The 26,451-nt window shown below is 64.6% G+C and carries 25 protein-coding genes; 16 read left to right on the plus strand and 9 right to left on the minus strand.

Going from position 1 to position 26,451, the window contains the following annotated elements; genetic code table 11:
• Positions 1-128 precede the first annotated feature (128 nt).
• Positions 129-1,343 (minus strand): ABC transporter substrate-binding protein, encoded by a 1,215-nt coding sequence (locus J8I29_RS13860; protein ID WP_209432081.1) that lies wholly within the window; start codon positions 1,341-1,343, stop codon positions 129-131.
• Positions 1,344-1,729: 386 nt separating this feature from the next.
• A complete protein-coding gene (locus J8I29_RS13865) occupies positions 1,730-3,016 on the minus strand; it encodes an epoxide hydrolase (RefSeq protein ID WP_245196976.1) in 1,287 nt (428 codons plus the stop codon).
• Between the two features lie 312 nt (positions 3,017-3,328).
• Here J8I29_RS13865 and J8I29_RS13870 point away from each other — a divergent pair, with 312 nt between their 5' ends.
• Genes J8I29_RS13870 through J8I29_RS13885 form a run of 4 tightly spaced genes read left to right on the plus strand, consistent with a single transcriptional unit; the run spans position 3,329 to position 6,360 of the window.
• Entirely contained in the window at positions 3,329-4,369 is a 1,041-nt protein-coding gene (locus J8I29_RS13870) for an alpha/beta hydrolase (RefSeq protein ID WP_209432082.1), read from the plus strand.
• An 18-nt stretch (positions 4,370-4,387) separates the two neighbouring features.
• Positions 4,388-4,954 (plus strand): cytochrome P460 family protein, encoded by a 567-nt coding sequence (locus J8I29_RS13875; protein WP_245196978.1) that lies wholly within the window; start codon positions 4,388-4,390, stop codon positions 4,952-4,954.
• A 32-nt stretch (positions 4,955-4,986) separates the two neighbouring features.
• Positions 4,987-5,514, plus strand: a complete 528-nt coding sequence (locus J8I29_RS13880; protein WP_209432083.1) for an isoprenylcysteine carboxylmethyltransferase family protein — start codon at positions 4,987-4,989, stop codon at positions 5,512-5,514.
• A 60-nt stretch (positions 5,515-5,574) separates the two neighbouring features.
• On the plus strand, positions 5,575-6,360 hold the full coding sequence (locus J8I29_RS13885) for an alpha/beta hydrolase (RefSeq protein WP_209432084.1): 786 nt from the start codon (positions 5,575-5,577) through the stop codon (positions 6,358-6,360).
• A 62-nt stretch (positions 6,361-6,422) separates the two neighbouring features.
• On the opposite strand, the gene J8I29_RS13890 is transcribed toward J8I29_RS13885, so the two are convergent.
• Entirely contained in the window at positions 6,423-7,184 is a 762-nt protein-coding gene (locus J8I29_RS13890; protein WP_209432085.1) for an FkbM family methyltransferase, read from the minus strand.
• Between the two features lie 313 nt (positions 7,185-7,497).
• Between J8I29_RS13890 and tsaA the strand changes: the two genes are divergently transcribed.
• Positions 7,498-7,992 carry a tRNA (N6-threonylcarbamoyladenosine(37)-N6)-methyltransferase TrmO gene (tsaA, locus tag J8I29_RS13895; protein ID WP_209432086.1) on the plus strand — a complete coding sequence of 165 codons (495 nt, stop codon included), beginning with the start codon at positions 7,498-7,500 and terminating at the stop codon, positions 7,990-7,992.
• A 77-nt stretch (positions 7,993-8,069) separates the two neighbouring features.
• Here tsaA and J8I29_RS13900 read toward each other — a convergent pair whose 3' ends face one another.
• Positions 8,070-8,846 (minus strand): class I SAM-dependent methyltransferase, encoded by a 777-nt coding sequence (locus J8I29_RS13900; RefSeq protein WP_209432087.1) that lies wholly within the window; start codon positions 8,844-8,846, stop codon positions 8,070-8,072.
• 162 nt (positions 8,847-9,008) lie between these two features.
• On the opposite strand from J8I29_RS13900, the gene J8I29_RS13905 reads away from it, so the two are divergent.
• From J8I29_RS13905 to J8I29_RS13915, 3 genes are all read left to right on the plus strand, one after another.
• Complete coding sequence (locus tag J8I29_RS13905; RefSeq protein ID WP_209432088.1) at positions 9,009-9,902, plus strand: LysR family transcriptional regulator; 894 nt, start codon at positions 9,009-9,011, stop codon at positions 9,900-9,902.
• Positions 9,903-10,004: 102 nt separating this feature from the next.
• Positions 10,005-10,292, plus strand: coding sequence for a hypothetical protein (locus J8I29_RS13910; RefSeq protein ID WP_105860512.1), 288 nt, complete (start codon positions 10,005-10,007; stop codon positions 10,290-10,292).
• A 357-nt stretch (positions 10,293-10,649) separates the two neighbouring features.
• Positions 10,650-11,768: an ABC transporter substrate-binding protein gene (locus tag J8I29_RS13915; protein WP_209432089.1), complete on the plus strand. Its 1,119-nt coding sequence runs from the start codon at positions 10,650-10,652 to the stop codon at positions 11,766-11,768.
• Positions 11,769-11,791: 23 nt separating this feature from the next.
• Here the strand turns inward: J8I29_RS13915 and J8I29_RS13920 are convergent, their stop codons facing one another.
• Positions 11,792-12,649 carry a universal stress protein gene (locus J8I29_RS13920; RefSeq protein ID WP_209432090.1) on the minus strand — a complete coding sequence of 286 codons (858 nt, stop codon included), beginning with the start codon at positions 12,647-12,649 and terminating at the stop codon, positions 11,792-11,794.
• Positions 12,650-12,955: 306 nt separating this feature from the next.
• Here J8I29_RS13920 and J8I29_RS13925 point away from each other — a divergent pair, with 306 nt between their 5' ends.
• The gene (locus tag J8I29_RS13925; RefSeq protein ID WP_209432091.1) at positions 12,956-14,143 is read left to right on the plus strand and encodes an acetate/propionate family kinase; all 1,188 of its coding nucleotides are present in this window, start codon (positions 12,956-12,958) and stop codon (positions 14,141-14,143) included.
• Between the two features lie 32 nt (positions 14,144-14,175).
• Here J8I29_RS13925 and J8I29_RS13930 read toward each other — a convergent pair whose 3' ends face one another.
• Positions 14,176-15,435, minus strand: coding sequence for an MgtC/SapB family protein (locus J8I29_RS13930; protein ID WP_105860516.1), 1,260 nt, complete (start codon positions 15,433-15,435; stop codon positions 14,176-14,178).
• A gap of 36 nt (positions 15,436-15,471) precedes the next feature.
• Complete coding sequence (locus J8I29_RS13935; RefSeq protein ID WP_209432092.1) at positions 15,472-17,079, minus strand: bifunctional aminoglycoside phosphotransferase/ATP-binding protein; 1,608 nt, start codon at positions 17,077-17,079, stop codon at positions 15,472-15,474.
• Between J8I29_RS13935 and J8I29_RS13940 the strand changes: the two genes are divergently transcribed.
• From J8I29_RS13940 to fixJ, 3 genes are all read left to right on the plus strand, one after another.
• The gene (locus J8I29_RS13940) at positions 17,078-17,362 is read left to right on the plus strand and encodes a hypothetical protein (RefSeq protein WP_209432093.1); all 285 of its coding nucleotides are present in this window, start codon (positions 17,078-17,080) and stop codon (positions 17,360-17,362) included. The two genes, J8I29_RS13935 and J8I29_RS13940, sit on opposite strands and share 2 nt — an antisense overlap.
• A 76-nt stretch (positions 17,363-17,438) precedes the next feature.
• A complete protein-coding gene (fixL, locus tag J8I29_RS13945; RefSeq protein ID WP_245443234.1) occupies positions 17,439-18,944 on the plus strand; it encodes a sensor protein FixL in 1,506 nt (501 codons plus the stop codon).
• Positions 18,934-19,551 carry a response regulator FixJ gene (gene fixJ / locus J8I29_RS13950; RefSeq protein WP_209432095.1) on the plus strand — a complete coding sequence of 206 codons (618 nt, stop codon included), beginning with the start codon at positions 18,934-18,936 and terminating at the stop codon, positions 19,549-19,551. Before fixL ends, fixJ begins: the two co-directional genes overlap by 11 nt.
• A gap of 46 nt (positions 19,552-19,597) precedes the next feature.
• Here the strand turns inward: fixJ and J8I29_RS13955 are convergent, their stop codons facing one another.
• The gene (locus J8I29_RS13955) at positions 19,598-20,248 is read right to left on the minus strand and encodes a BON domain-containing protein (protein WP_209432096.1); all 651 of its coding nucleotides are present in this window, start codon (positions 20,246-20,248) and stop codon (positions 19,598-19,600) included.
• 219 nt (positions 20,249-20,467) lie between these two features.
• Between J8I29_RS13955 and J8I29_RS13960 the strand changes: the two genes are divergently transcribed.
• The 4 genes from J8I29_RS13960 (at position 20,468) to J8I29_RS13975 (ending at position 24,967) form a co-directional block, all read left to right on the plus strand.
• Positions 20,468-20,869, plus strand: a complete 402-nt coding sequence (locus J8I29_RS13960; protein ID WP_209432097.1) for a response regulator — start codon at positions 20,468-20,470, stop codon at positions 20,867-20,869.
• Between the two features lie 99 nt (positions 20,870-20,968).
• Positions 20,969-21,673, plus strand: a complete 705-nt coding sequence (locus J8I29_RS13965) for a helix-turn-helix domain-containing protein (RefSeq protein WP_245196980.1) — start codon at positions 20,969-20,971, stop codon at positions 21,671-21,673.
• Positions 21,674-21,733: 60 nt separating this feature from the next.
• Positions 21,734-24,100: a phosphoketolase family protein gene (locus J8I29_RS13970; protein WP_209432098.1), complete on the plus strand. Its 2,367-nt coding sequence runs from the start codon at positions 21,734-21,736 to the stop codon at positions 24,098-24,100.
• A gap of 138 nt (positions 24,101-24,238) precedes the next feature.
• Entirely contained in the window at positions 24,239-24,967 is a 729-nt protein-coding gene (locus J8I29_RS13975; protein WP_209432099.1) for a CBS domain-containing protein, read from the plus strand.
• A gap of 151 nt (positions 24,968-25,118) precedes the next feature.
• On the opposite strand, the gene J8I29_RS13980 is transcribed toward J8I29_RS13975, so the two are convergent.
• Positions 25,119-26,450 (minus strand): four-carbon acid sugar kinase family protein, encoded by a 1,332-nt coding sequence (locus J8I29_RS13980; RefSeq protein WP_209432100.1) that lies wholly within the window; start codon positions 26,448-26,450, stop codon positions 25,119-25,121.
• Position 26,451: the final 1 nt, after the last annotated feature.

Raw genomic sequence — 26,451 nt, forward strand, 5'->3', positions numbered from 1 at the left:
GAGGGGAATCCAGGGGTCACAGGCATACCGCATGCCCGGGGTCCCCTTCCCCTCGCCCTCTCTCGCTACGCTCGCAAGTGGCTCGGCCGGGGATGAAAGCTCAAATTCTCCAGACGTTCGGCGCACCCTCAAGGCAGGATCTTGTCCGTGGTCGCCCAGTTCTTGGGATAGACGATGGCCGCCTCCTCCGGGCTCTGGTTCTCCGCGGTGTATTGGATGATGGTGAACGGCACATCCATGAATTGGTGGAAGGCCCAGGCCGGCGACTTGGTCGCCGGAAAGTTGTAGGTGGCGTTTGCGCCTTCGAACTTCACCGCCTCCAGGGCCTTGACGATGGCGCCGCGATCGGCGGACCCGGCCTTGCGGATGGCTTCGACCACCACGCCGAGCGTGTCATAGGCCTCCAGGGCGACGCCGGTGGGCGCCCGCTTGTAGCGCTCGGTGAAGGCCGCCACGAAGGCCTTGGCCTTGTCGTTCCATTGCGACTTCGGCTGGGCGACATTGACGATCAGGAGGTTCTTGGCGCAGCTGCCCGTGACCTCCCAGACCTCCTTTTGCAACAGGCCTGACGAGCCGACCAGTTTGGTCTCGGCCGTCGGGGCGAGGCCGAGCTGGCAGGCCTGTTTCACCAGCTGGTACTGGGCCTGGCCGGCGATGACCATCTGGATGGCGTCGGGGCGCGGGCTCTGGCTCATCAGGCGCAGCAAGGCAGGGGTGAAATCCTGCTGGTTGAGGTCGATCGTCACCAGTGTATTGGCGACGTTCTTGGCCTGGAGCTCATTGGCGATGATCTTGGCGCCACCCTGGCCGAAATCGGTATTCTCGGCAATGATCGCGACGTTCTTGAAGCCCTGTTCCGCCGTCCAGTCCGCGGCCTTGACGTAGACCAGCGAGTTGGCGGGGGAGACACGGAAGACTTCCGGATATTGCTTGGCGGTGACGTCGTCGGCCCAGACATCGGTGCCGACCCAGGGCACGCCATATTTGTGCGCCTCTTCGATTTCCGCGAGCGCCACGGAGGAATGGAACTCCCCGAAGATCGCCGACACATTGTTCTTGGTGATCAGCCGGACCGCCGCCGCGCTGCCTTCCGCCGGCTGTCCCTTGGTGTCCTCATAGGTGACCTGGAGCTGACGGCCGAGCACGCCGCCGGCCTTGTTGATCTCGTCGACCCCGAGCTGCACGGCCCATTGCATCTCCTGCCCGCCGGAATAATTGCCGGGCGGCGACAAGGGGCCAACCCAGCCGAGCGCGATGGGTTCCTCGGCCAGAACCGGCGTCACGGCCAGCGAGGCGGCGAGAATTGCGAGCGCCCCGAGACGCCTGCGGATCGAGCGGTTCATGCCGATGTCCCCCTTCCTGCTTGTATTTTTCTCAGACAATTACACCCGTTCGTGAATTGCAATAAAAATCGCCCCCGCAACGCAAGGTCCGGGGGATGCTCAATAATGCCGCCTCATGTGCTGCACAGGTAAGATAGTGGTCGCTTCGAACTCGGCCTGCTTCTGGTAAGCAAAGCCATCTTTCTTGTGAGACTTGCTGGGAAACATCCACAGCCAGGTCGCTCAATCCTTTCGGCGCGATTGACCGAACCTATCGCAGGGCGTCCCGGATCCCTTTACAGTCCATTGTTGCCTGGTGCCGAAGCGGCACTTTCTGGTCCGCGGCAATCCGGGCCGTCAGCGGCGTTCCGGCGCCCGCTCGATGGCAGGCGCCGGGGAGAGCTGCCTCAGCGCAGCGACCGGAAGGCAGCGCGGACTTCCTGCACGAAGAGGTCCGGCTGTTCCCAGGCCGCGAAATGGCCGCCATTCCCAGCCTCGCTGAAATAGACGAGGTTGTGATAGCAGCGCTCCGCCCAGCTGCGGGGGGCGCGATAGATCTCGCCCGGGAAGACCGTCACGGCCACCGGCAGCTCGGGAATGTCGACGGCGTTGAAATTGTTGGAATGGTCTTCCCAATAGATGCGCGCCGCCGAAGCACCCGTCTGAGTCAGCCAGTAGAGGGAGATGTCGTCCAGCATCTCATCCTTGGTCAGCACCTTCTCCGGATCGCCGCCGCTATAGGTCCAGGTGGCGAATTTCTCATACATCCACGCGGCCATGCCCACCGGCGAATCCACCAGGGAATAGCCGATGGTCTGCGGACGGGTGACCATCATGGTCGCGTAGCCCGAGCTGTCCTTGTAGAAGACATCGAGAGCGTCGAAAGCCCGCCGCTCGTCCGGCGTGAGGCTTGCCGGCGCCTGGCCGCCCGCCGTCAGGATCGCAGCGATCTCCTTGGGCACCGTGCCCGGCATGTTGACATGGATGCCGATCAGGCCGGGCACCTTCTGCAGGGCCATGCGGTGGGAAATCACCGAGCCGCAATCGCCGCCCTGCGATACATAGCGCTCATAGCCCAGGCGCCGCATCAGCACGGACCAGGCGCGGCCGATATGGTCGGAACCCCAGCCCTTGGCCGTCGGCTTGCCCGAGAAACCGAAACCGGGGATCGAGGGAACCACCAGGTGGAAGGCGTCGTCGGCCTTCCCGCCATATTTGGTGGGATCGACCAGCGGATCCATCACCTTCATGAATTCCAGGATCGAGCCCGGCCAGCCATGGGTCATGATCATCGGCATGGCATTGGCATGAGGCGAGCGGATATGGATGAAATGGATGTCGAGGCCGTCGATCTGCGTCACGAACATCGGCAGCGCATTGAGCCTGGCTTCCACCTTGCGCCAGTCATAGGAGGACGCCCAATAGGCGACCAGCGGCTTCAGCCTTTCCAGCGGCACCCCTTGCGAGAAATCCGACACCGTTTCTTCCGGCCAGCGCGTGGCGTTCAGGCGCCGGCGCAGGTCCACGATGTCCGCCTCGGCGATGGAAACCTTGAAGGGCCGGACATCACTTCCGGCCTCCGCCGCGTAGAGCGCGGTGGGAATCAGACCGACGAGCGCCGCAGCGGCGGCCGATTTCAGCAGGCTGCGCCGGGACGTGTCGAAATCATTTGAAGGCATGTTGGTCAAGGGCATGGGGCAACTCCATTCATTTCACGGCAGCCCTGCTGCCGGTGCCCCGTCTTTGGCGATGCCATGTTTGCCCGATATGTCTCCGCCGCCCCCGATCGGCATCCTGCTGTATCCGGCCGGCCCGCAGATACATTGCCATACAGGCGGCGCCCGCCCGGGAGGCCCGGACCAGCAGCGGCAGCGGGCCGATTGTATCATTGTGTATCGCGGGGGATGGGGCTTACACAGCCTTTCAAATCCAGCCGATGGCGACATAAGGCCGATACAGTCTTGCGGCTTTTTACGGCCACAACTTCAGCAATCGGGATTCAGTCGATGTCGGAACAAATCGATCAATCGCGCCGCGGCCTGCTCGGCACCATGGCGTTCGGCGCCGTTCTCGCCCAGCTCGGCGCGATCGGCGCCGCCAGCGCGCAAACCAACGCCACCCCGGCCGCATCCGGCCGCGGCGCCCACACCTCCTTCACCTCGCTCAAGCAGATCAAGGCCGGTGTGCTCGACGTCGGTTATGCCGAGGCCGGGCCGGCCGATGGCGCTCCCATGCTGCTGCTTCATGGTTGGCCCTATGACATCCACAGCTATGTCGACGTGGCGCCGATCCTGGCGGCGGCCGGCTACCGCGTGATCGTGCCCTATCTGCGCGGCTATGGCAGCACCCGCTTCCTGTCGTCCGACACGCCGCGCAATGGCCAGCAGGCAGCGCTGGGGAGCGATGTCATCGCCTTCATGGACGCACTGAAAATCGAGAAGGCGGTCATCGGCGGCTATGATTGGGGTGCCCGTACGGCCGACATCGTGGCTGCCCTCTGGCCCGAACGCTGCAAGGCCCTGGTCTCGGTGAGCGGCTATCTCATTGGCAGCCAGGCGCTGAACAAGGCCCCCCTGCCCCCAAAGGCGGAACTGCAGTGGTGGTACCAGTTTTATTTCGCCACGGACCGCGGCGAAGCCGGCTATGCGAAATACACCCATGATTTTGCCCGGCTGATCTGGGAGCTCGCCTCGCCGCAATGGAAGTTCGACGATGCCACCTTCGCCCGCTCGGCGCAGGCCTTCGACAATCCCGACCATGTCGCGGTCTCGATCCACAATTACCGCTGGCGGCTCGGTCTGGCGCAGGGCGAAGCCAAATATGACGCGCTGGAAAAGAAGCTCGCCACCCTGCCGACGATCGCCGTGCCGACGATCACCATGGAAGGCGATGCCAATGGCGCGCCTCATCCGGAACCGGCCTCCTATGCCAAGCGGTTCTCCGGGCGCTACGAGCATCGCCTGATCACCGGCGGCATCGGCCACAACCTGCCGCAGGAAGCCCCTGAAGCTTTCGCCAAGGCAATGCTCGACGTCGCCCGTTTCTGAGCCGGACCAAGGACCTCCATGATGAAGACATCAATGATCATGCCCCTGGCCGGGGGCCTTCTGGTGGCGGCTGTCGTCGCCACGGCCGGGGCACTCGCCCAAAACACCGACAATGCCGCGAATAAACCGGCAGAATCCCCCGCACCCCCATCAGGGAATGCATCCAAGCCGGCTTCGCCGATCTATGGCGTCACCATCCCGGACGGCTACCGGCAATGGGAACTGGTTGCACCGGCGCTGGAGCACGAGCCCCTCAACGAGCTGCGCACCGTCCTCGGCAACAAGACCGCGCTCGATGCCTATCGCGCCGGCACCCTGCCCTTTCCCGACGGGACGGTACTGGTCAAGCTTGCCTGGAAATATGTCCAGTCGCCCGAATTCGAATCCGCCTTGGTCCCGGGACAGGCGACCACAGTGCAGGTCATGGTCAAGGATTCCAAGAAATATGCCGCTACCGGCGGCTGGGGCTTCGGGCGCTTCGTCGACGGCAAGCCGGTGGACGAGGCCCAGCACGAGACCTGCTTTGCCTGCCACGCGGCGCGCGTGAAGGCGCGTGACTATGTCTTTACCAAGCTGGCGCCATAAAGCGCCTTGCTCCAGAGGGTCCGGGAATTTCCATGCCGTTTCATCTCATCCTGTTCGTCGTCGCCGCCTTTGCCTGGCGCCTGCTCACGCTCGCGATTTCGGCGCGGCACGAAAAGGCCCTGAAGAAGCACGGCGCGACGGAATATGGCGCGAAGAACAGCATCCTCCTCGCGATCTTCCACGTGCTCTATTACATCTGCGCAGTCGTGGAGGCGGCGGCCGGCACGCGTGAGCCGAACACGCTCTTATCCGCCGGCGGCATCGTCATTTACATCGCTTCCGCCCTCGTCCTGGTCTCGGTGATCCGCTCGCTTGGCGGGCTATGGACGATCAAGATCATCATCAGCCCCCAGCATCGGCGCGTCCAAAGCGGCCTGTTCTCGCTCGTGCGACACCCTAACTACTTTCTGAACATCCTGCCGGAACTCATTGGTTTTGCTCTGGCTCTCAACGCCTATTGGACGCTGGTGATCGGCATTCCCCTTTATCTCATCCCCCTGGTGACCCGCATACGGCAGGAGGAGGCTGCGATGCGAGAGACCTTCGCCCCCGATCTGTAACAGCCCTATTTCATCGCCGCATCCGGCATCAGGAGCGGCGGCAACCTGAAGGAACATCCGATGAAGAACTTCGTGAAGGGGCTGGCCGTCGCCGGCGCCCTGCTGCTGAGCGTGCCCGCGCTGGCCGAGACCGCCAAGCCGACCGTCGTCCTCGTGCATGGCGCCTTTGCCGATGCCTCGAGCTGGAACGGCGTGATCCAGCGCCTCGAAAAGGATGGCTATCCCGTCGTCGCGGCTGCCAATCCGCTGCGCAGCGTGCGCGGTGACGCGGACTCCGTAGCCAGCGTGATCGACAGCATCAAGACGCCTGTGGTCCTGGTCGGCCACTCCTATGGCGGTTCCGTCATCAGCGAGGCCGCCACCGGCAAGACCAACGTCCAAGCCCTCGTCTATGTCGCCGCCTTCGCGCCCGATACGGGCGAGACCGCCATCGGCCTCACCGGAAAATTCCCCGGCTCGACGCTCGGGCCGACGCTTGCTCCGCCGGTGCCGACCCCGGGGGGCGGCAAGGATCTCTACATCCAGCAGTCCAAATTTCCCGCCCAGTTTGCCGCGGATGTCTCGGCGGGCGAGGCGAAGCTGATGGCCGCCACGCAGCGGCCGATCGCCGAGGCCGCACTAGGTGAAGCCTCGACCGAACCCGCCTGGAAGACGATTCCCTCCTGGTTTGTCTATGGTGACAAGGACCGCAACATCCCGCCGCAGGCCCTCGCCTTCATGGCCGAGCGGGCCCATTCCAAGCAGACCGTGGTGGTCAAGGGCGCCTCGCATGTGGTGATGGTCTCGAACCCCGCAGCCGTCGCCAAGCTGATCGAGACGGCGGCGCAGGCCGCACCGGCCAAATAAACCGGACATCGGCGCCGACAGCAAACGGACGGGCGACGAACTATTCGCCCGTGCCGCCTGCCTCAATTGTCCCGCGCGGCCCTGACGACACGCCCGAGGAACTCGACCAGCCGCGGCTCGAACCGTTCGCCAAGCAGGCACAGGCAATCATGGCGGTCGTAGATGATCTCATAGCCGAGCTTTTCGAGAAACTCGCCGATCGCCTGAGAAGCCTCGGCCGAGAGCGCGACATGCTCGAACAGGATCGCCGAAGGGCGGTGGCGGTCGAAATCAAAAGTGCGCAAGACGATGTCGTCGCAGCCCTCGACATCGACCACCAGCAGGTCCGCCATCTCGAATCCGGTTTCCCGGCAGAGCGAGTCGAGCCGGCGCGTTACCACCGGCACGGTCTCGATCATGCCGGGCAGATCATCATATTTGAGCTCGTGCATCATGATCGTCTGCAACGAGAAGCTGCTCAACACGTCCTCGCCGCGGACAATGTGGAAGTCGCGCCTGCCCTCCTCCGACCAGATCGCCTCGCCGCGAAAAACCAGGCCCTCGCATGTGCTGTAATGGGCACGCAGTCTTTCCATCGCAGCCGGTACCGGCTCGACCAGCAGTCCACGCCATCCGCCCTGGATGACATGCCGGCTGATGGGATCGCCCCGCTCTCCGTCATTGGCGCCGACCTGCACGAAGGTGACCGGCTCCCCGTCGGGCCTGATCACGGCAAGCACATAGTCGACGATCTCGGCAAACACGAACTTGGTGTTGCGCGGCTCCTTCTTGCAGAACACCGAACTCGAAAGGCCGGCAACGCCGGGATAGGCAGGTCGGTTCATCGCAATTCGTCACTTTCTTTCATCGTGGTGAAGCGGCATGCCACTCCGCAGGCGATGAGCCCTCGGGTGCGACTGCGTGCCGGGCGCCGGCGGCTGGTTGGAGACTGGACCGAGACGTTGCCTCCGCCATCCACGGCCGCCGGGACGATGAGGCACCATAGAAAACCGCTGCCGAGATTACCAGGGTAACGCCAATCTTGGGGTTGCGGTGGACACTGCGCCGGCCGCAATGTCTCACGCCGCGTCACGAGTGCCAGGCTTAAGAGGCACGGGACATGCGCGTTACGGCAAGCCACGCGAGAAGGATCCGAGCATGGTTCGTGAAAGCGAAATCCGGCGAAACGAGGTGGCGGTCATCCCTCCCGAGCCGAGCGATGCGGGGCTGATCTTCATCGGCCGGATACGGACGCCATGGACGTCCAGGCTGATGGCCCCGCGGCAGGGCCGGCCCGACGGACCGGTCTGCCGTATCGAGATCTTCGAGCCATGGCAGGTAGCGCTCGACGGCATCGAGCGCTTCGAACGCCTGGAAGTCCTCTACTGGCTGCACCTGTCGCGCCGCGACCTCGTCCGCCAGAGCCCAGGCGACAACGGCACCACCTATGGCACATTCGCACTGCGCTCGCCGGTCCGCCCGAACCCGATCGGCACCTCGATCGCCATGCTGGTGGCCCTTGAAGGATCGACGCTACTGGTCCGCGGGCTCGATTGCCTCGATGGCACTCCCTTGCTGGATCTCAAGCCCGATCGCACCCTGTTCAAGCCGATCGCACCGGAGCAACCGGGCGATCGGCAGACGCAGGCTTGAGCGGCATTTCACCTCGCAGTCAAAGGCATGAGGAGGGTCGATCTGGAAAGGCCCGCAATTCGTTCTTCATCGCCCCCTCACGGTCTCGACACGATCAACCGCAGGGACCCTTCAAAGAAGGGCTGGCGGCGCAGGTCGCCGTAGCGGTCGTCCCAGGTGCCATCCTCGAGGTCGTGGCTGAGATCGGCAACGAAACGCTCGCCGACGGCAGGTTCGACGAAGCTCCAGGCCGAGTTGGCAAGCCGCGCGCCAGGGTCGAGAAGACGCTCCGGCCGGCCGTAATAGGCCTCGCCGAAGCCGTCGACGCAGTTCAGGGGGATGGGGACCGGCCTGATCTCGACGTGGCCGGCGAGCGCTCCGGCAATGGCCGTCATGGCCGGATAGCGCCGTGCCTCGACGGCGATCATCTCCGGCGCGTAGACATGCAGCCACGAGCCTTCCAACGCGTCGGGATCGCAGCTAAGAACCACAACCGGCCCACGCGTGACACGGCGCATCTCCCTGAGCCCCCGCCCGAGATCGGCCCATTGATGCACCGTGAAGGTCGCCATGCTGGCATCGAAACTCCGGTCGGGGAAAGGCAGGCGTTCGGCCGTCGCATCGATTGCCGGCGACAGATGAGCCGGTCGCTGCGCCCGCATCGAGGCGGAGGGCTCGACTGCCGTCACCTTGCGGTCGACCGGTTCGTAGGACCCCGCCCCGGCGCCGACATTGAGCACGGTCGCCGCATCGCCCAGGGCATCCAGGATGAATTGCGCGATGTGGGGATCAGGCTGGCGGTAGCTCTTGTAGCCGCTGCCGATCGCGCCGTAATTCGCGTCACCGGCGCTGCCATCCTCATGTCTGCCGTACATGCCCTCTCTCTCCTGTCTGACGTGGACCAGGGCAGGCGGCCGTTCGCCCGCCATTCCTCTGTGTTCCAAAATGGCAATTCCTGTCTTTCCAGGGGTAGAAAGCACGATGATTTACATGATGAAAACCGATATGATCGAACACCCTTTGTTCGGAAAGTGCACATGGCCAGGCACATCCCCTCGCTGAATGCCTTGCGTGCTTTCGAGGCGGCGGGCCGCCACGGCCGGATGACGCGCGCCGCCGAGGAACTCAACGTCACCCACAGCGCCATCAGCCGGCAGATCCAGCATCTGGAGCAGGTCCTGGGCGTACCTCTTTTCGAGGGGCCCAAGAACAGGCTGCGCCTGACCGATGCGGGCTCCGCATTGCTGGCCGGCCTGGTGAAGGCGTTCGACCAGATCGACATTTCGGTTCGCTCGGTCGCCGACACCGAGCAGGGCTCTCTGGACGTCTCATGCCCAGGCACCTTCACCATGCGCTGGCTCATCCCGCGGCTCTATCGCTTCCAGGCCGCTTTTCCCGAGATCGAGGTGCGCCTGACGGCATCCTCCCGGGCCGTCGATTTCAGCCGGGACGGCTTCGATGTCGCCATTCGCGTCGGGATAGCCCCATGGCCTGAAGGAGCCGACATCATCGACCTGTTTCCCGAGCAGACCGGCCCCGTGCTGGCTCCCTCGCTGGCTGCGGCATCGTCTGCCGGACTTGCGGGCGTTCCGCAGCTTCACACGCGAACGCGCCTGCGGGCCTGGGGCGACTGGCATGCGCGCTCCGGGCAGTCGATCGCGGCCGGGCCACGCGTCGATTATGAGCATTTCTACTTCATGCTGGAGGCAGCCCGAGCCGGCCTCGGCGTCTGCGTCGCGCCATGGCCCTATGTCAGCGAGGACATCCATTCCGGCCGCCTGCTGGCACCGATGGGCTTCCTCGACAGCGGACACACCTATGTCGCCCTGCGCCGGGCGAGGCGCAATCGCAAGTCGAGCCTGTTTTGCGACTGGCTTCGCGCCGAAGCCACCGAATTCCTGAAAGCCGACCCGCCGATGCCGCCGGGCTGAACAGAGCTCCGTCCCGGACGCCAGCGCTTCGATAAAGGGACGCCAGCGCCCCGCAACTATGGCTTAATTCGCCCTCCCCTGTCCGACTTCGGAGAAGGTGCAATGGCCGCTATCGATCCCCTGACCGCCGGCGCCGTGCTGCTGGCAACCGCCGCCACGGATGCGGTGTATGTCATGTTCACCGCTGCGGTTGTGGCGCGCAAGCGCGTCCCGGCCGCGACCTGGAGCAGTGTCTGGTATCTGCTGTCGTCCTATGCCGTCATCAGCTACACCGAAAACTGGATCTATGTCGCCTTTGCTGCGCTGGGGTCATGGCTCGGCGCCTATGCCTCGATTACCTTCCTGCACCGCCCACCCGGCGGACCACCGATCGGCGCGGCACCGGACTAGAGCGATATTCGACTGCGGAGCATCGAATATCGCTCATGATTTCAAAGAGATAGACGCGTTTTTCGATGCAGTCGAATCGGGAAAGCCTCCAGGAATTGCAGCCTCGCGGATCTGGTTACGAGGCATGCGACAGCCATCGGAATCTTGCGAACACGGGCCGGCAGCAGGCCGGGCAAAGCCCGGAAACCGTACGGCTCGCTTTGGCCATACAGATTGGCGCCATTGTCTGGAACCGTCCCTGGGCACCTCGAGCATACATCTGTAAGAGGCCGTCATCGAGCAGCAGGAACGGGGCTGCTGCGCTTCAAGCCCGCCGGTCGGGGCGATTGACGACCCAATCCCGGGGGACGCTACCCCATGAAGACGCCATCCTCTCCACCCGGCGCGAAACCGGCCGATGGGCCGGCCATCCGGATCGGTGCGCTGGCTCCGCTGACCCGGCCTGGCTGGGTCGAGGCAGGCCAGCATCTGCTGGCCGGATTCGAATTGGCGGCCGGCATGCTCAATGACACCGGTGGCATCGGCGGAAGACCACTCGAACTGCTGGTCCGGGACACGGCGGCCGACCCGCAAAGAGCCGTAGCGGCAATCGATGAACTGGATCGCCTGGGCGTGGCCGCGCTGGTGGGGGAATATCACAGCGTCGCCGCCCGCGCCGCGGCTGCCAGGGCCGACGCCCTCGGCCTGCCCTTCCTCTGCTCGTCGGCGGTTCTCGACGCACTCACCGAGCGGCCGACCAATCAGGTCGCACGCCTCGCCCCGGCGCAGTCGCACGGCTGGCGGATCTATGCCGACTTCCTCCTTGGCGCGGGCCATGGACACATTGCCGTAGCAGCCCAGCCGAGTGTCTATTGGGCCTCCGGCACCGGAATTCTGCGGGAGTTCTTCGCCCCTCGCCGCGGCACCGTCACCGAACTCGACATGGCTTCGCTCACCCCCGCGGCGATGTGCGACGAACTCGCCGGCCTTGGCGCGACGGCCTTGCTTCTGCTGGTCGGGTTCCCGGAGCCGGCCGTGTCGATCGTCGGGGCCGTCCGCCGCGATCCGCGGCTCACCGGGATGCTGATCGGCGCCCCGGCCGGGCAGCCGGAATTCGCGGAATGGGCGGGGTTGCTCGGCGAGGACGGCGCCGCCATCCCGTTCCTGCGCTATCTGCCCGAGCACCTGGGCCAATTCGGTGCCCGCATCGAAATCCTTCTCCGCGAGCGCCTGGCCGAAGCTCCCTCCTTCGTCGCCTTCGAGGGCTATGACACCATCGCCGTCCTTGCCGCCGCCCTGCGCGCTCACGGCACGGAGCGGGCACGGATTGCCGAATCCTGGCCGAGTCTTGCCGTTGAGGGCACTCGCGGCGAGATCCGATTCTCGCGGGTGCCAGACATCGGTATTTGGCAGTGGGCATGGCCACCCGTCCAGGTCGTCGATCGAGATCCGGCGAAACCAGAGCGTTTCCGGATCCTCCACGGCGGCTGGAAATGAGCCGCCATGGCCAGTCGGCCTGGTCAATGCGCCATCAGAACGGGCAGGTCCGCCTGGTCGAGAACATGCCGGGTGAGCCCGCCGAGGAAGGCCTGGCGCAGGCGGCTATGGGTATAGGCCCCCATGACCAGCAGCGTCGCGCCAGCCCGATCGCAGGCTGCCAGGATCTTCTCGCCATCGCTGCCGGCGAGGTCAGGCACCAGCCCCGCTCTCTCCACGACCACCCCGTGCCAGTGCAGATAGTCGGCCAGATCCGCGACACCGTTCTGCCGGTCCATCTCGGAGGGAATGGTGATGATCGAGATCTGCTCCGCCTCATGCAGCAATGAAATGGACTGGCCGACTGCGCGTGCCCCTTCCAGGCTGCCGTTCCAGGCGATCACCACATGGCGCAGCAGATTGTCCGGCAGGCGTTCCCCCAGCATCAGCGTCGGCCGCCCCGAAGAGAAGACCGCCGCATCGAACGCCGCCGCGTCGAAGGGGCTGCCTTTGGTGGGATTGTCGACGATGATGAGATCGTTGACGCGTCCGTTGAGCGCCACGAGGGTCTCGACGTCACCGCTTCTTTCGGTCCAGGAAGCGAAGGTGGCATCGAGCCTGCGATCGGGCTGCAGCGCGACCCGGCTCCCGGCGCACCAGCGTTCGAATGCCTGCCTGCCTGCCGCAGCCAGGGCCTTGGCCTCGCAGGAGACATTGCATTGGGGCGGGACGCCGCCTGCGCCGACCAGAAGAACAGGCGGCGCGACGATCTCCAGGTCCGGCCTGACATAGAGTGCGTTGATATGGGCATGCGTGTGCTTGGCGAGCCCCAATGCGGCCGCCAGGCGACGCTCGGGCCGCACGCCCGGGCCGGTGGGAACCAGAATGCAGCGAAGTGGCACGGCAGATCTCCTTGAGTGACGCTTCCGATTCTAGGCTCGGCGCGGTCTGCGGCATTGAGCTGTATCAAGGCTGACCGGGGGGCCTCGACTAGAGTCGGCCCGCGGTCGCGGAGCAGGCGGACATTCTGGCCGCGCCGGGGCCCGAAGCCGGGAACATCGCGGCCAGGCAACTCATTTACCGAAGGGCAGACGTGACGGGTCGCACCCCCGGCCGCATGCCCATCATTTCCGCCGGCAGACGGACGCCGTCGACGTCACCCTGCCTCATCGTGCGTGCAAACTGACGGCCCAAGGAAAGTCCTCTCGATGACCGGCATTCTCCTCACCTGCAATCCCGGCTCCTCCACCATCAAGCTGGGGCTGTTCAAGCGCAAGGACGGGACACTCGAACGCCTGGGCATGGGTATCATCGACCTTCGTCGCAAACCGCTCGGCCTCCACATCACCGAGGGCCACGAAATCGTCGACATCCCCCTGAAAGCCGCGGTGACCGAGGATTTCCACGAGGTCATCGACGAGACCCTCGGCCTGCTCACCGAACATTTTTCTCTCGCCGAGCTGGTCGCCGTCGGGCACCGCGTCGTCCATGGCGGCGACGTCTTCTCGCAGGCAACTTTGATCGACGATGCCAGCTTGCGCGCCATCGAAGACCTGGTTCCGCTGGCGCCGCTCCACCAGCCCCAAAGCGTGAGGCTGATCAAGGCCATCCGGCACCTTCGCCCCCATCTGGTGCAGACGGCATCCTTCGATACCGCCTTCCATCATGCCCAGGCCGATATCGTCCGGCGCTTCGCATTGCCCCGCGAACTTTTCGAGCAGGGCATCAAGCGGTATGGCTTTCACGGCCTCTCCTACCAGTTCATCGCCGGCAGGCTGAGGGAAATCGCGCCCCGCCTGGCCACGGGCCGCGTGGTGGTCGCCCATCTGGGCAGCGGCGCGAGCCTGTGCGCGCTCGCCAATGGGATCAGCCGCGATACCTCGATGGGGTTTTCGACCTTGGACGGCATTCCCATGGCGACCCGCTGCGGCGCTCTGGATCCCGGCGTCCCGCTGCACCTGATGAAGCAGCGCGGCTATTCGCCCGAAGCCCTGGAGGACTTGCTCTATCACCGCTCGGGCCTGCTCGGCGTCTCGGGTCTGAGTGCCGATACGCGCGACCTCCTGGCCAGCGATGCCGCCGAAGCGGCGGAAGCCATCGATCTGTTCTGCCTGCGCATCGCCCGTGAAATCGCCGCGCTGGCAACGACCATCGGCGGATTGGATGCCCTGGTCTTTACGGCCGGCATCGGCGAGCACCAGCCCCTGATCCGGGAGAAGGTCTGCGACCACCTGGCCTGGCTTGGGCTCGATCTCGATTTCGAGGCCAATAACGAGAATGCGCGCCGGATCAGCGCCGACAGCAGCGAAATCTGCGCCCTGGTGATAGCGACCAATGAGGAACAGATCATGGCTGAGGATACCCTGCGGCTTCTCGCCAGGCTGGAAGGCGAATAGAGGGAGCCGGCGATCTCCGCCCCGGGGCGGGCTCAGCGCGTGCTCGCCAGATAGCCGACCGCCCCGCCCGCCATGATGGCAAGAAGGCTGATCGCTCCGAACGGAAAGGCACAACGCCATCCCCCGGCATAGGCGGCCATGCCCACCTTTGCCAGGGCATTCACGGCCACGGCGAGGCCGATGGCCAGGGCGGCGGAGCCGGTACCGAGATCGGCAAGGCTCATGCGGGCGATCGAAACGGTGACCGCATCGACATCCGCCAGTCCCGACACTGCCGCGAGCATCATGACGCCCGCGCCTCCATAGGCCTGCTGCAGCAGTTTGCCCACCACCAGGACGACAGCCATGAAGGCCGCCAGCTTGAGTGCCGAGCCGAGCTCGAGCGGGTTGGCGAGCTCCAGCTTCGGCGCCTCGTGGTCCGCGCGCCTCAAGGCCAGAACCGCGGCACCGATCGCCTGGACCGCGGCGGCAGCCAGAACGGGAGAGAGAAGGCTGGCGAGCAAGGCCGGATTGAGCAGGGCTGCGATGAGGCCGACGCGCAGCACCATGACGGCGCCGGCCGACAGCATGCCCGCAACCAGGATCGACCAGGATTGCGGATGGGCACCGGCCATCCGGGCGAGTGCCATCGTGGTGGCCGTCGAGGACGACAGGCCACCGGCGACGGAGGCCAGGATGACGCCGAGCCTGTCGCCGAACAGGCGGATCGCGACATATCCGCCGAAGGAGATCCCGGCGATGAGGATCGCAAACAACCAGAGCTGCCACGGATTGAGCGTCTGCCATGGGTCGACGGCCCGGTCCGGCAGCACGGGCAACAGCACGCAGGACATGGCGAGGAGCACCAGCACGGCCTTGATTTCCGGCCAGGTCAGGCCTCGCACCCAACCATGCAATTGCTCCCGCAAGGCGAGCAGGATCGTCGTCGCCACGCCGCCGGCGGCGGCGATCTGGACCTCGCCCGTCACCGCATAGGCACCAAGGACGAAGGTGAGCAGTGCCGCGATCAGCGAGGTCGCGGAAAATTTGCCCTCGGCCTTCGCCTCCAGCCAATGGAATGCCGTGAAGGCCCCGGCAAACCCCAGGAAGACGAAGCCGAGAACGAGCGGTCCCGCCGATACGGACAGGGCGCCGGCGACCCCTCCGGTAAGCCCGGCCAGCGCGAATGTGCGAAGCCCGGCCACGCGATGATGATCCTCCTCCTCGCGAGTCCGCCACCCCCTTTCCAGGCCCACGAGGAGGCCGATGCCGAGTGCGACTGCGAGGCGGGCGAGGATCTCGGTCTGGCTCATGCCGACCTTGCCCCGCCGGGCGTTTCTTCGCCCGGCTCAGCCGTTGCGTGACCGGCCGTCCGCGCATCTGAGGGCCAGGCACGACAGGGCTTCATCTTCGATATCCTTACGCGGCAACGTGGCGTCCAGACGATGCCATGAAATGCGCCCGAGATCATAGCCCGCCTGTTTGCGGACCACGTCGACATCGGCATCGGAGGCATCGTTCCTGCGACTGGATACGCGCCGCTCCATCACGGGCAGCGGCGCGTGCAGCCAGAAGCCGGTGAAGCCGGCGCCGGCGCGCAGGGCAATGCCCTCCGCGACGTGCCGCTGAGGTAAATTCGCATAGACCGCATCCAGGACGACGCTGCAGCCCGCATCCAGGGCGATATCCGCCTTGCGGCTGAGCGTGTCGTAGACAGCCGTGCTGGAGGACGGCGAATAGGCCGCCGAGGACAGCTTCTGCGTCTGGGCTATGCCGGCCAGGCGCTTGCGCTCGATATCGCTGCGCAGGATGACGGCGCCGGGTGCCCTGCCCAGGAACGGCGCCAATGCCAGCGCCAAGGTGGTCTTTCCCGTCCCCGACAGCCCGCCGATCGCCACCAGCCGCGGCGGCACCTCGACCAGGAACCGGCGCGCCAGCCCGAAATAGCGCCGGGCTTCCGCCCGGCTTGCCCGGGCCTCGGAAGGCGCCTGGACCATCGCTGCGGCGGCAGCGATCTTGGCCCGCAAGGCCGCCCTGATGGAAAGGAACAGAGGCAAGGCCGCGAGGCCGGCAAGATGGGCTTCGGATGCCTCCCACAGATATCGATTGAGGACCCTGTTGGCGTGGCGATGCAGGCCGCGATCCCACAGGTCCATCAGGAGGAAGGCCAGGTCGTACAGCACGTCGCAGGTCGCGATGCTCTCGTCGAATTCGATGGCGTCGAACAAGGTGGCCCGGCCATCGATGACGGCGATGTTGCGCAGGTGCAGATCCCCATGGCAACGCCTGACGAAACCAGCCTTGCCGCGCTCGACGAGAAGATCGAAGCAGCTGCGATAAGCTTGTTTGGCTGCCGCGGTCAGCGCCTCGATTTCCTGCGGCGGAAACAGGGACGGGCTTTCGCGAAACGCACGGTCGTTCTGCCGGATATAGCGCTCCAGGCTGCGGGTTGCCTCAAGCCCGTCGCGGACCGGAGCCTTTTCATGAGAAGCCAGCACTGCCGCGACGATATCGGCCAGCAGGCTATCGCCGATTGCATCTCGATCGGCGAGGCGATCGAGTGTCCCGGTCTCGTCGAAGCGTTTCATCCGCACGACCCAGTCGACGACCGCTCCTTCGCCGCGCAATTGCAGGCCGTCGCCAGACCTGGTGATCGGGACGGCGTCGAGATAGATCTCAGGCGCATAAGCGCTGTTGACCTCGACTTCCCGCTCACAGGCCCGGCCCCGGCGGTCCACCGTCGACAGGTCCATGAATGGGAATTGGACGGCGCGCTTGAGCTTGTAGACGCGATCTCCCGCCAGGAAGACGATCGCGCCGTGGGTATCGATGCGTTGCACCGGCTCTGTCCTGCCATGCGTGCAGGGCGAAAGCAGAAAATCGATCACCTCATTTTGATCGGCGACGACGTGGGTGGCCGCAGGAGGGGAGATTTTCAAGATCGTGGAGACTGCCATGGCTCATCCCTCTTCAACGATGCCGAGTCGATACATCGCTCCATTGAAGGGGTTCTGCGGTCCGAACGAATTGATCCAGCGCAATATTGTCGAATTGGATACCGGCGGCACGAGCGGTGCAGCCAAGAAGAAGGCAGCGCGCGAGGACTTGGCAGGCAACCATCGGAGGCTTCGACGACCACGCCACTTTGCGAAGAAAGTCTGCGAGGCCTGCCGGACAAGATCATCACCGTCCTGCTTCGAACAATTCTTCTTGAAAGATCATGCCTGCCTCTCTCTATAGAGGAGATCCCTCGCGGAGGCCGGACGTGGTCGAACCATTGCAGCATGGGTCTGTCCCAGACCAGGAGGATCGTGCGATCCGAACCGGCCTCGCTTGCACGGGCATCGGCACCTGGACTTTCGAGATTGCCTCGCAGACCCTGAAGGTGTCGGAGACGACCCGCGTGCTTCTCGGATATGGGGCCGATCAGCCCCTCGACTACCGCACCTTCCTCTCATTGCTCGATCCCGGGGACGTCGAGGTGGCGACCGCGGCCCTGAATGCCTCAATTACATCCGGTGCCGCCTTCGACATTGCCTGCCGCGTCAGCGCTGCGAGCAAAGCCAGCCATTGGTTGCGGCTTCGCGGAGGCGTCCTGACGGCGGAGGACGGCGCGCCCGTCTGCCTGGGCGGCATCGTGATCGACATCGACGAGGAAAAGCGGCTGGAAGAAGCGGTGCGCACGCGCGAGGAGCATCTCCGCTCGATCCTCGAGACGGTTCCCGACGCCATGGTCGTCATCGACGAGGCCGGCATCATGCAATATTTCAGCCGGGCTGCGGAGAGGCTGTTTGGATATGCCGGCTCGGCAGCCATTGGCCAGAACGTCAAGCTGCTGATGCCGGAGCCCGACCGCTCGCGGCATGACGGCTATCTGCATCGCTATCAGGATACCGGCCACCGCCACATCATCGGCATTGGCCGCATCGTCACCGGCAAGCGCGAGGATGGTTCCACCTTTCCGATGCATCTGTCGGTCGGCGAGATGCAGTCGGGCGGGCGCCGCTACTTCACCGGCTTCGTGCGGGACCTGACGGAATATCAGCAGACGCAGGCCCGCCTTTCCGAACTGCAGTCGGAACTGGTTCACATGTCTCGGCTGAGCGCCATGGGAGAAATGGCGTCCGCCCTCGCCCATGAACTCAACCAGCCCCTGGCGGCGATCAGCAACTATCTCAAGGGCTCGCGACGCCTGCTGAGCGCCTCCAACCTGGAGGGCCTCGACAGAATCGAAACCGCGCTGGACCAGGCGGCGGAGCAGGCGCTGCGGGCCGGGCAGATCATCCGGCGCCTGCGCAGTTTCGTGACCAGAAGCGAGACCGAAAAAAGGATCGAGAGCATCGCCAAGCTCGTGGAGGAGGCGGGGGCGCTCGGCCTTGTCGGCGCCCGCGAGCAGGGAATCGTCCTGCGTTTCGATCTCGATCCTTCCTGCGACCTCGTTCTGGCGGACCGGGTCCAGATCCAGCAGGTCCTGGTGAACCTCTTCCGCAATGCGCTCGAGGCCATGCAAGGGTCCGCGCGACGCGAGCTGACGGTCTCCAATGCCCCGATCGATGACGACATGATAGGCATCCGCGTCGAGGATACCGGCCATGGTTTTGCCGACGACGTCCGGTCCAACCTGTTCCAGCCCTTCTTCACCACCAAGCAGACGGGAATGGGCGTCGGCCTTTCCATCAGCCGCTCCATCATCGAAGCCCATGGCGGGAAAATGTGGGCCGAAACCAATCGATCCGGCGGCGCCACATTCCACTTCTCGCTGCCAATCGGCACCCTCGCCGACCCCCAGAACTTGCCAGAGACGTCTTCCGATGCCGATTAATGCCAGAGTGTTTATCATCGACGACGACGCGGCCGTGCGGGATTCGCTGGCCTTTCTCCTGTCGACCTCCGGCTTTGCCGTGACTCCCTTCGAGACGGCGGAGCACTTTCTCGATGCCCTGCCCCGGCTCGGCTTCGGTTGCGTGATCACCGATATTCGCATGCCAGATATCGACGGCATCGAACTGCTCAAGCGCGTGAAGGCCACGGCCGGTCATCTGCCGGTCATCGTCATGACCGGCCATGGCGACGTCCCCCTCGCCGTCGAAGCCATGAAGCTGGGAGCGATAGATTTCATGGAAAAGCCGTTCGAGGACGAGCGGCTCATCAATGTCCTGCATGCGGCGTTCGAACAAAGCACCAAGGCCACGAAGGTCGCCGCGGATGCCAGCGAACTCGCCGCCCGTCTCGCTTCTCTCAGCCCGCGCGAGCGCCAGGTCCTGAACGGCCTGGTTGCCGGTCTCTCGAACAAGGAGATCGCCAGAGAATACGAGATCAGTCCCCGCACGGTCGAGGTCTACCGTGCCAATGTCATGATGAAGATGCAGGCAGGCAGCATCTCGGAACTGGTCAGGCAGGCGATACGCAGCGGTGCCTTGAGCGAGTGATCGGTCGCCTATCTCTTCGGCACCGCTCGAGAGGCCCTGCGTCAGGTCAGACCACGACCAGATCGTTGAGGACCTCCGTCACTCCCGGCGCCCGCCAGGCCGTTGCGGCAGCAATCTGGCGTTCATGCAGCGACTGGACCGTGCCGCTCAATCTGACTTGGCCGCCTTCGGCCCTCACCTCGATGGTCTGCGGATCGAAAAACCATGACCTGTTCAGGGCATGGGTGATATCGTCCCGGATATTGAAGACGTCTACCGCGGGCTTGATGGTTATCAGATTGGTGACGCCCACAATAGCTGGCAGTCGCCACACACATTGCTCCGCCGCTTCCTTCTGATAGTTCCAGGCCACCTCGCCATTGAGCGTGATCCAGCCCTCCTCGACCACGACCTGAACGCTATCCTTGGGCACATGGACATCTTCGCTCAGGCGCGCAGCCGCCGAGGCGGCAATCTCGTCGTCGGTGATGCGAACGTCACCTTTAAGCTTGATCTTGATATGTTCGATGACAGCCCTGACACCCTTGACGCGCCGGGCCGCCGCTTCCGCGGTGCTCTTCTCGGCAAAACTCGAAACATGTCCCGTGAGCGTCACCACGCCATCCTCGGCCGTCACGCCGACATGGCCGGCCGCGACGCTCGGCTCCCAGGCGAGTTCGTCAAGAACGGCCTGCTGCAGCTTGCTATCGTTCGACATCGGCTTTTCCTCATCATCCCATCGCCGGCCCAAGGCGCTCCGCGCCGCCGACATGCGGGAAGCTCTCATCGGGCGGAGGAACCCGCCTTGATGCCGATCAAGCGCTGGTGCCGGCGGGGCCGCCCACACCTTGCGCTGTATCAATTCCGGCCGTGCAGGAAGGGGTATTCTCCGCGATTGCACCGCCCCGCCCGGGCCATCGCGGTGCCGGGAACCGCCATGACGTCCACTCAGCCCCTCTTCGTAATTGCCGTCATCGATGACGACCGCGACGTGCTCGGATCGCTTCGTTTCCTTTTGGAGGCCGAGGACTTCAAGGTCAGGACTTATCTGAGCGGTGCCGACTGCCTGTCGCAGATGGCCTCTTTCGCACCCGATTGCTTCGTCATCGACTACAAGATGGACGAAATGGACGGCCTCCAGCTCGCGCAGCTTCTGCGCGAAAGGGGGCAGCATGGCCCGGTGGTCCTGATCACCGGCTATCCCGACGAGATGATCGAACACAAGGCCCATCGGGCCGGCATCCAGCATGTCGTCCTCAAGCCCCACATCGCGGAAAGCCTCATCGCCAATGTCCGGGCCGCCATCGCCGACAAAGGCTTCCCCAACGACATCCGTTAAAGCCCTTAGGGGCAGTTCCCTAGGGGGTCGACCGAAATTTTCGACGGGCCCATTCAGGCCTACGACTTGGCCATCCGCCGCGCCCAGGAGATGGCCCCGATGTTCCCAAGCAACCAAATGCCCGCCCGGTCGAATGCCGCTGGCCCCCATGCGCTTCCGCCCATCGCGGCCGACATCGCTCCTGTCGGCTCTTCCTGCTTCACGCTTCTGCCCAGCCTGCTCGGCACGGTGCATGGCTACGACAAGGGCGAGGAGATCTATGGCGATGACGAACCCGCCGACTATGTCTACGAAGTCATCAGCGGCGCGGTTCGCACCTGCAAGCTCCTGGACGACGGCCGCCGGCAGATCGGCGCCTTCCATCTGCCCGGCGACATTTTCGGCCTGGAAACGGAAGCGACGCATCGCATGACTGCCGACGCCGTCACCGATACCACGCTGCGCCTGGTGCGTCGCAAGAGCCTGGAAGCGGCGGCCCTCAAGGATATCAGCGTCGCCAATGCCCTGCGCACCCTCGCCTTGCGGGATCTCAGGCACGCCGAAGATCACATGATCCTGCTTGGCCGCAAGACGGCGCTCGAACGTGTCGTCACCTTCCTGCTCGAAATGGATCGGCGGCTGGCCGTCGCCGGCATGTTCGAACTGCCGATGTGCCGGCGCGATATCGGCGACTATCTCGGCCTGACGCTCGAAACCGTGTCGCGCGTCATCTCCCAGCTCCACGGCAGGGGCATCCTCGGCCTGTCCAATGCCCGCAGGATCGTTTTGCGCAATCGGCAACTTCTCGGCGCCATGGCCGTTTAACTGGAAGCACCTTCGACCAGCGCCCTGTCCCGCCCTCCCGGAAATCTCGAAGACCTTGCCATGACCGCAGCCCTGAAGCCCGAAGAACTCGCCCTCATCGATCGCTATTGGCGCGCCGCCAACTATCTGTCGGTCGGCCAGATCTACCTTCTCGACAATCCGCTCCTGCGCGAGCCCCTGACGCTCGACCATGTCAAGCCGCGCCTGCTCGGCCATTGGGGCACCACGCCCGGATTGAACTTCCTCTATGCGCATCTCAATCGCATCATCAAGCGTGACGATCTCGACGTCGTCTTCATCTGCGGGCCGGGTCATGGCGGGCCAGCCATGGTGGCCAACACCTATCTGGAAGGCAGCTACAGCGAAATCTATCCGGAGATCGCCGAAAGCGAGGACGGGCTGCGCCGCCTGTTCCGGCAGTTCTCCTTCCCAGGTGGCATCCCCAGCCACGCCTCGCCGGACACACCCGGTTCGATCCACGAGGGCGGCGAGCTGGGTTATGCCCTGGTCCATGCCTATGGCGCGGCTTTCGACAATCCGGACCTGGTGGTGGCCTGCGTGGTCGGCGACGGCGAGGCCGAAACCGGGCCCCTCGCCGCCTCCTGGCATTCCAACAAGTTCGTCAACCCCGTCCATGACGGCGCGGTGCTGCCGATCCTTCATCTCAACGGCTACAAGATCGCCGGCCCCACCATATTGGGGCGCCTCGGCGACGAGGAAATCCGCAAGCTCTTCGAAGGCCTGGGTCATGAAGTCCTCTTCGTCGAGGGCTCGGAGCCGGCCTTGATGCACCAGGCTATGGCCGCGGCCTTCGACCAGGCCTTTGCCCGTATTCGCGCCATCCAGCAGGCGGCCCGCAGCAAGGGCGAGACGGAGCGCCCCCGCTGGCCGATGATCGTGCTGCGCAGCCCCAAGGGCTGGACCGGCCCCAAGGAGGTCGACGGCCTCAAGACCGAAGGTTTCTGGCGCTCGCACCAGGTGCCGCTCAGCGGCCTTGCGGAGAAGCCCGGCCATCTGGCTTTGCTGGAATCCTGGATGCGAAGCTACGAACCCGGCCAGCTTTTCGATGCCGAAGGTCGGCTGCTGCCGGAGCTGAAGGAACTGGCTCCCAAGGGGGACCGGCGCATGGGCGCCAATCCCCACACCAATGGCGGCCGGAAATCTCATCTGCACTGCCCGGACCCGCGCGCCTTTGCCGTGACGGTGACCTCGCCGGGTCAGACCAGCGCGGAAGCGACCCGGGTGCTCGGGCATTATCTGGGCGAGGTGATGCGCCTGAGCGCCGAAGCCCGCAATTTCCGCATCATGGGGCCGGACGAGACCACCTCCAACCGGCTCGATGCCGTGCTGGAGGTGACGGACCGTACCTGGATGGAACCCCACTTGCCGGAAGACGTCCATCTGTCGCCCGACGGGCGCGTGATGGAGGTGCTGAGCGAGCATCTGTGCCAGGGATGGCTGGAAGGCTATCTGCTGACGGGGCGTCACGGCCTGTTCAATTGCTACGAGGCCTTCATCCACATCGTCGATTCCATGTTCAACCAGCATGCCAAATGGTTGAAGGTGTCGCGCGAGCTCGCCTGGCGTCAGCCGATCGCATCGTTCAACTATCTGCTCAGTTCCCATGTCTGGCGCCAGGACCATAACGGCTTCAGCCATCAGGATCCGGGCTTCGTCGACCTCGTCGCCAACAAGAAGGCGGACATCGTTCGGGTCTACCTGCCGCCGGATGCCAACACGCTGCTCTACGTCGCGGACCACTGCCTGCACACTTATGACCGCATCAACGTCATCGTCGCGGGCAAGCAGCCCGCTCCCCAATGGCTGGACATGGAAGCGGCGGTGCGTCATTGCCGCGCCGGCATCGGCCTGTGGGATTTCGCCTGCAACGATCAGGACAGCGAACCGGACGTGGTGATGGCCTGCGCTGGGGACGTGCCGACGCTGGAAACGCTGGCCGCCGTCGACCTGCTGCGCCAGCATTGCCCCTCGCTGAAGATCCGCGTCGTCAACGTGGTCGATCTCATGGCCCTGCAGGATCCCAGCCAGCATCCGCACGGGCTCGATCAACGCGAGTTCGATGGGCTGTTCACCACCGACAAGCCGGTGATCTTCGCCTATCACGGCTATCCCTACCTCATCCATCGCCTGACCTACAGGCGGACCAATCACGAGAACTTCCATGTCCATGGCTTCAAGGAAGAGGGCACGACCACGACGCCTTTCGACATGACGGTGATCAACGGTCTCGATCGGTTCCATCTCGCCATTGCCGCCATCGATCGCATCCCCGGGCTTCTGCCCGCCGCCGCCCATGTGAAGCAGGCCTTGCGCAACAAGCTGATCGAGCATGAGGACTATGTCCGCCGCCATGGCGACGACATGCCCGAGATCAAGAACTGGGTCTGGCCGCATGGCCCGAATTGAGGCGCGGACTTTCAGGCCACGGCGCCGCGACAGAGGGTTGCGTGAGATCAACGCGGCCCACGCTTCAGCGCGGTATGCAGAAACAACCACCCCGTCGAGCCCTATCCCGGCCGACCACAGATCAGCAAGGAGGCTACCATGCGGGTCGCAGATGTGATGACACGCAACATCGTCAGCGTGACGCCCCGAACCCTTTTGTCCCAAGCGATCGACCTCATGGTCCGCTCGCATATAAGCGGCCTGCCGGTCATCGAGGAAGACGGCCGGCTGGCCGGCATCCTCAGCGAAGGGGATCTGCTTCGCCGCCCCGAGCTCGGCACGGAGAAGATCGGGGCGAGTTGGTTCAGTTCCCTGTTCAAGGCGGGGCATCTGGCTCAGGCCTATGCGCAAACCCATGGGCGGCGGGTCGATGAGGTGATGACCAGGGACGTCATCGTCGTCGCCCCGAACGAGCGGCTCGAGGAAGCCGTGCTCCTGATGGAGCAGCATGGCATCAAGCGCCTGCCGGTCGTCGAAAACGACAGGGTCGTCGGCCTGCTGTCCCGCGCGGATCTGGTGCGGACCCTGGCGGAGTTCCTGCGCCAGCCCTATGAAGAGCAACCGGTGAGCGACCAGGGCATCAAGGCTGCGATCGAGGCCGAATTCGAGGCCCAGCCCTGGGCACCGGCCGGTGCCATCCGGGTCGAGGTTCAGAACGGGCGGGTGGAACTGAGCGGTGTGATCACGGATGAAAACCAGCGCAACGCCATCCGGATCATCGCCGAGAACACGCCCGGCGTGCAATCGGTGCGCGACAATATCAGCTGGGTCGAACCGATGACGGGTATTGTCCTGTCTGCCCCGGAAACCCGGGACAAGACGAACTGAGCCGGACCTTACTTTGCACCAGAGCAAAACGCGTTCAAGTGTGAACGCTTATTGTCTCTAACTCTTTGTTCCGACGCGTCTTTGCGATCCAAAGTGATTCCGTCAAATCGCAAAACGCTTTAGCTGAGGGAAACGCGATCGGCCGTTGCGGTCAGGCCGAGGCACGGCCGTCGCGTATCATCGAAAAATAATCGTCGCCGCCGACCTGCCCGCCTTTGAGGGCAATCTCCAGACCATCGAAGGCGGGTGTGGCCGCATAGGCCGTACACAGCGGGGAGCCCGGACAGGAGGGCAAAGGCAGTCTCGTCGTCAGCGCGAAAATGCCGAGTTCGCGCAAGGCATGGCTCGACGTATCGCCGCCGGCAATGACGGCCCGGCGCAGGCCCGCCCGTTCGACGAGGGCCTTCTGGATCCGGCCCAACGCCACACCGATGCGGTTGCGGTCCCCTTCGTTCTCGAACCCGTCGCCAATGTCGGTGCTCGGTCCGAGCGCCGTATAGAGGATGACGCTTCGTCCCTGCCCAAGGCTTGCAAGGCCGGTGGCAATGGCCTCGGCAATTGCCGCCTCGCCACCGCGGATGAGTGCGCGCGGATCGAGCGCAACGCCGTCGAACCCATTGGCAGTGGCATGGCGGATCTGCCGCTCCGTGGTGGGCGAACAGCTCCCCGACACCACGGCGATGCGATCGGCAATGCCGGGCGCGGCAAAGGAGGCTTTCCCGCCGACGAGGCCGGTTTCCTGCCAGGCGCGCAGCAGCGCATATTCGACCCCCGACGAGCCTGCCACGAAGGGCCCGAGCCTTGACTGCAGGCGCAGGAGCTGGCGCCCCGCCCGCAATTGCGTGGCATCGTCATTGACATCGAGGAGAACGATATCCTCGCCTTTCGCCAGCACGGCGTCGATGATGCCGTCGGCATCGACGGCCGCCAGCGCCGCTATGTCGACGAGGCCGATGCTGCTCCGCGTCTGCCGGGCGAGATGCAGGCGAAGGTCCGCCTCATCCATCGGCGTCACCGGGTGACGGCTCATCACCGGATGGCGGTCGATGCGATAGACTTCGCCCTGATAGGCGGCGAACAAAGTGCCGAAGCTGGTATAGCGCCGGAGCTGAGGGGCGCCGACCACCAGCGGGACCTGCCGCTGCCGGAAGACCTTGCTGCCGATCTCGATGGCGCGACCGATATTGCCGATCGTCGGGCTGGAGTCGAAAGTGGAGCAGACCTTGTAGTGGCAGGTGGCGGCACCGAGCTGCTTCAGCCATTCGAAGGCCGGCGTGAGCTCGGCATCCATCCAGGCCGGCCCTTGGCTGCGGCTGGTGCCGGCAAGGCCGATGGCATCGCACGCGCCGAGCCGCTCGCGCTGCGCCGAGGTAGGCGGCTGCAGGAACAGGGCGGTACGCACGCCGTGCGAGGCCAGCGCCTCCATCACATCGGTGGAGCCGGTGAAGTCGTCGCCATAATAGGAGAGCAGCAAGCCCGACATC

The sequence above is a fragment of the Labrys sp. LIt4 genome (genome assembly GCF_017813775.1).
GTDB lineage: Bacteria > Pseudomonadota > Alphaproteobacteria > Rhizobiales > Labraceae > Labrys > Labrys okinawensis_A.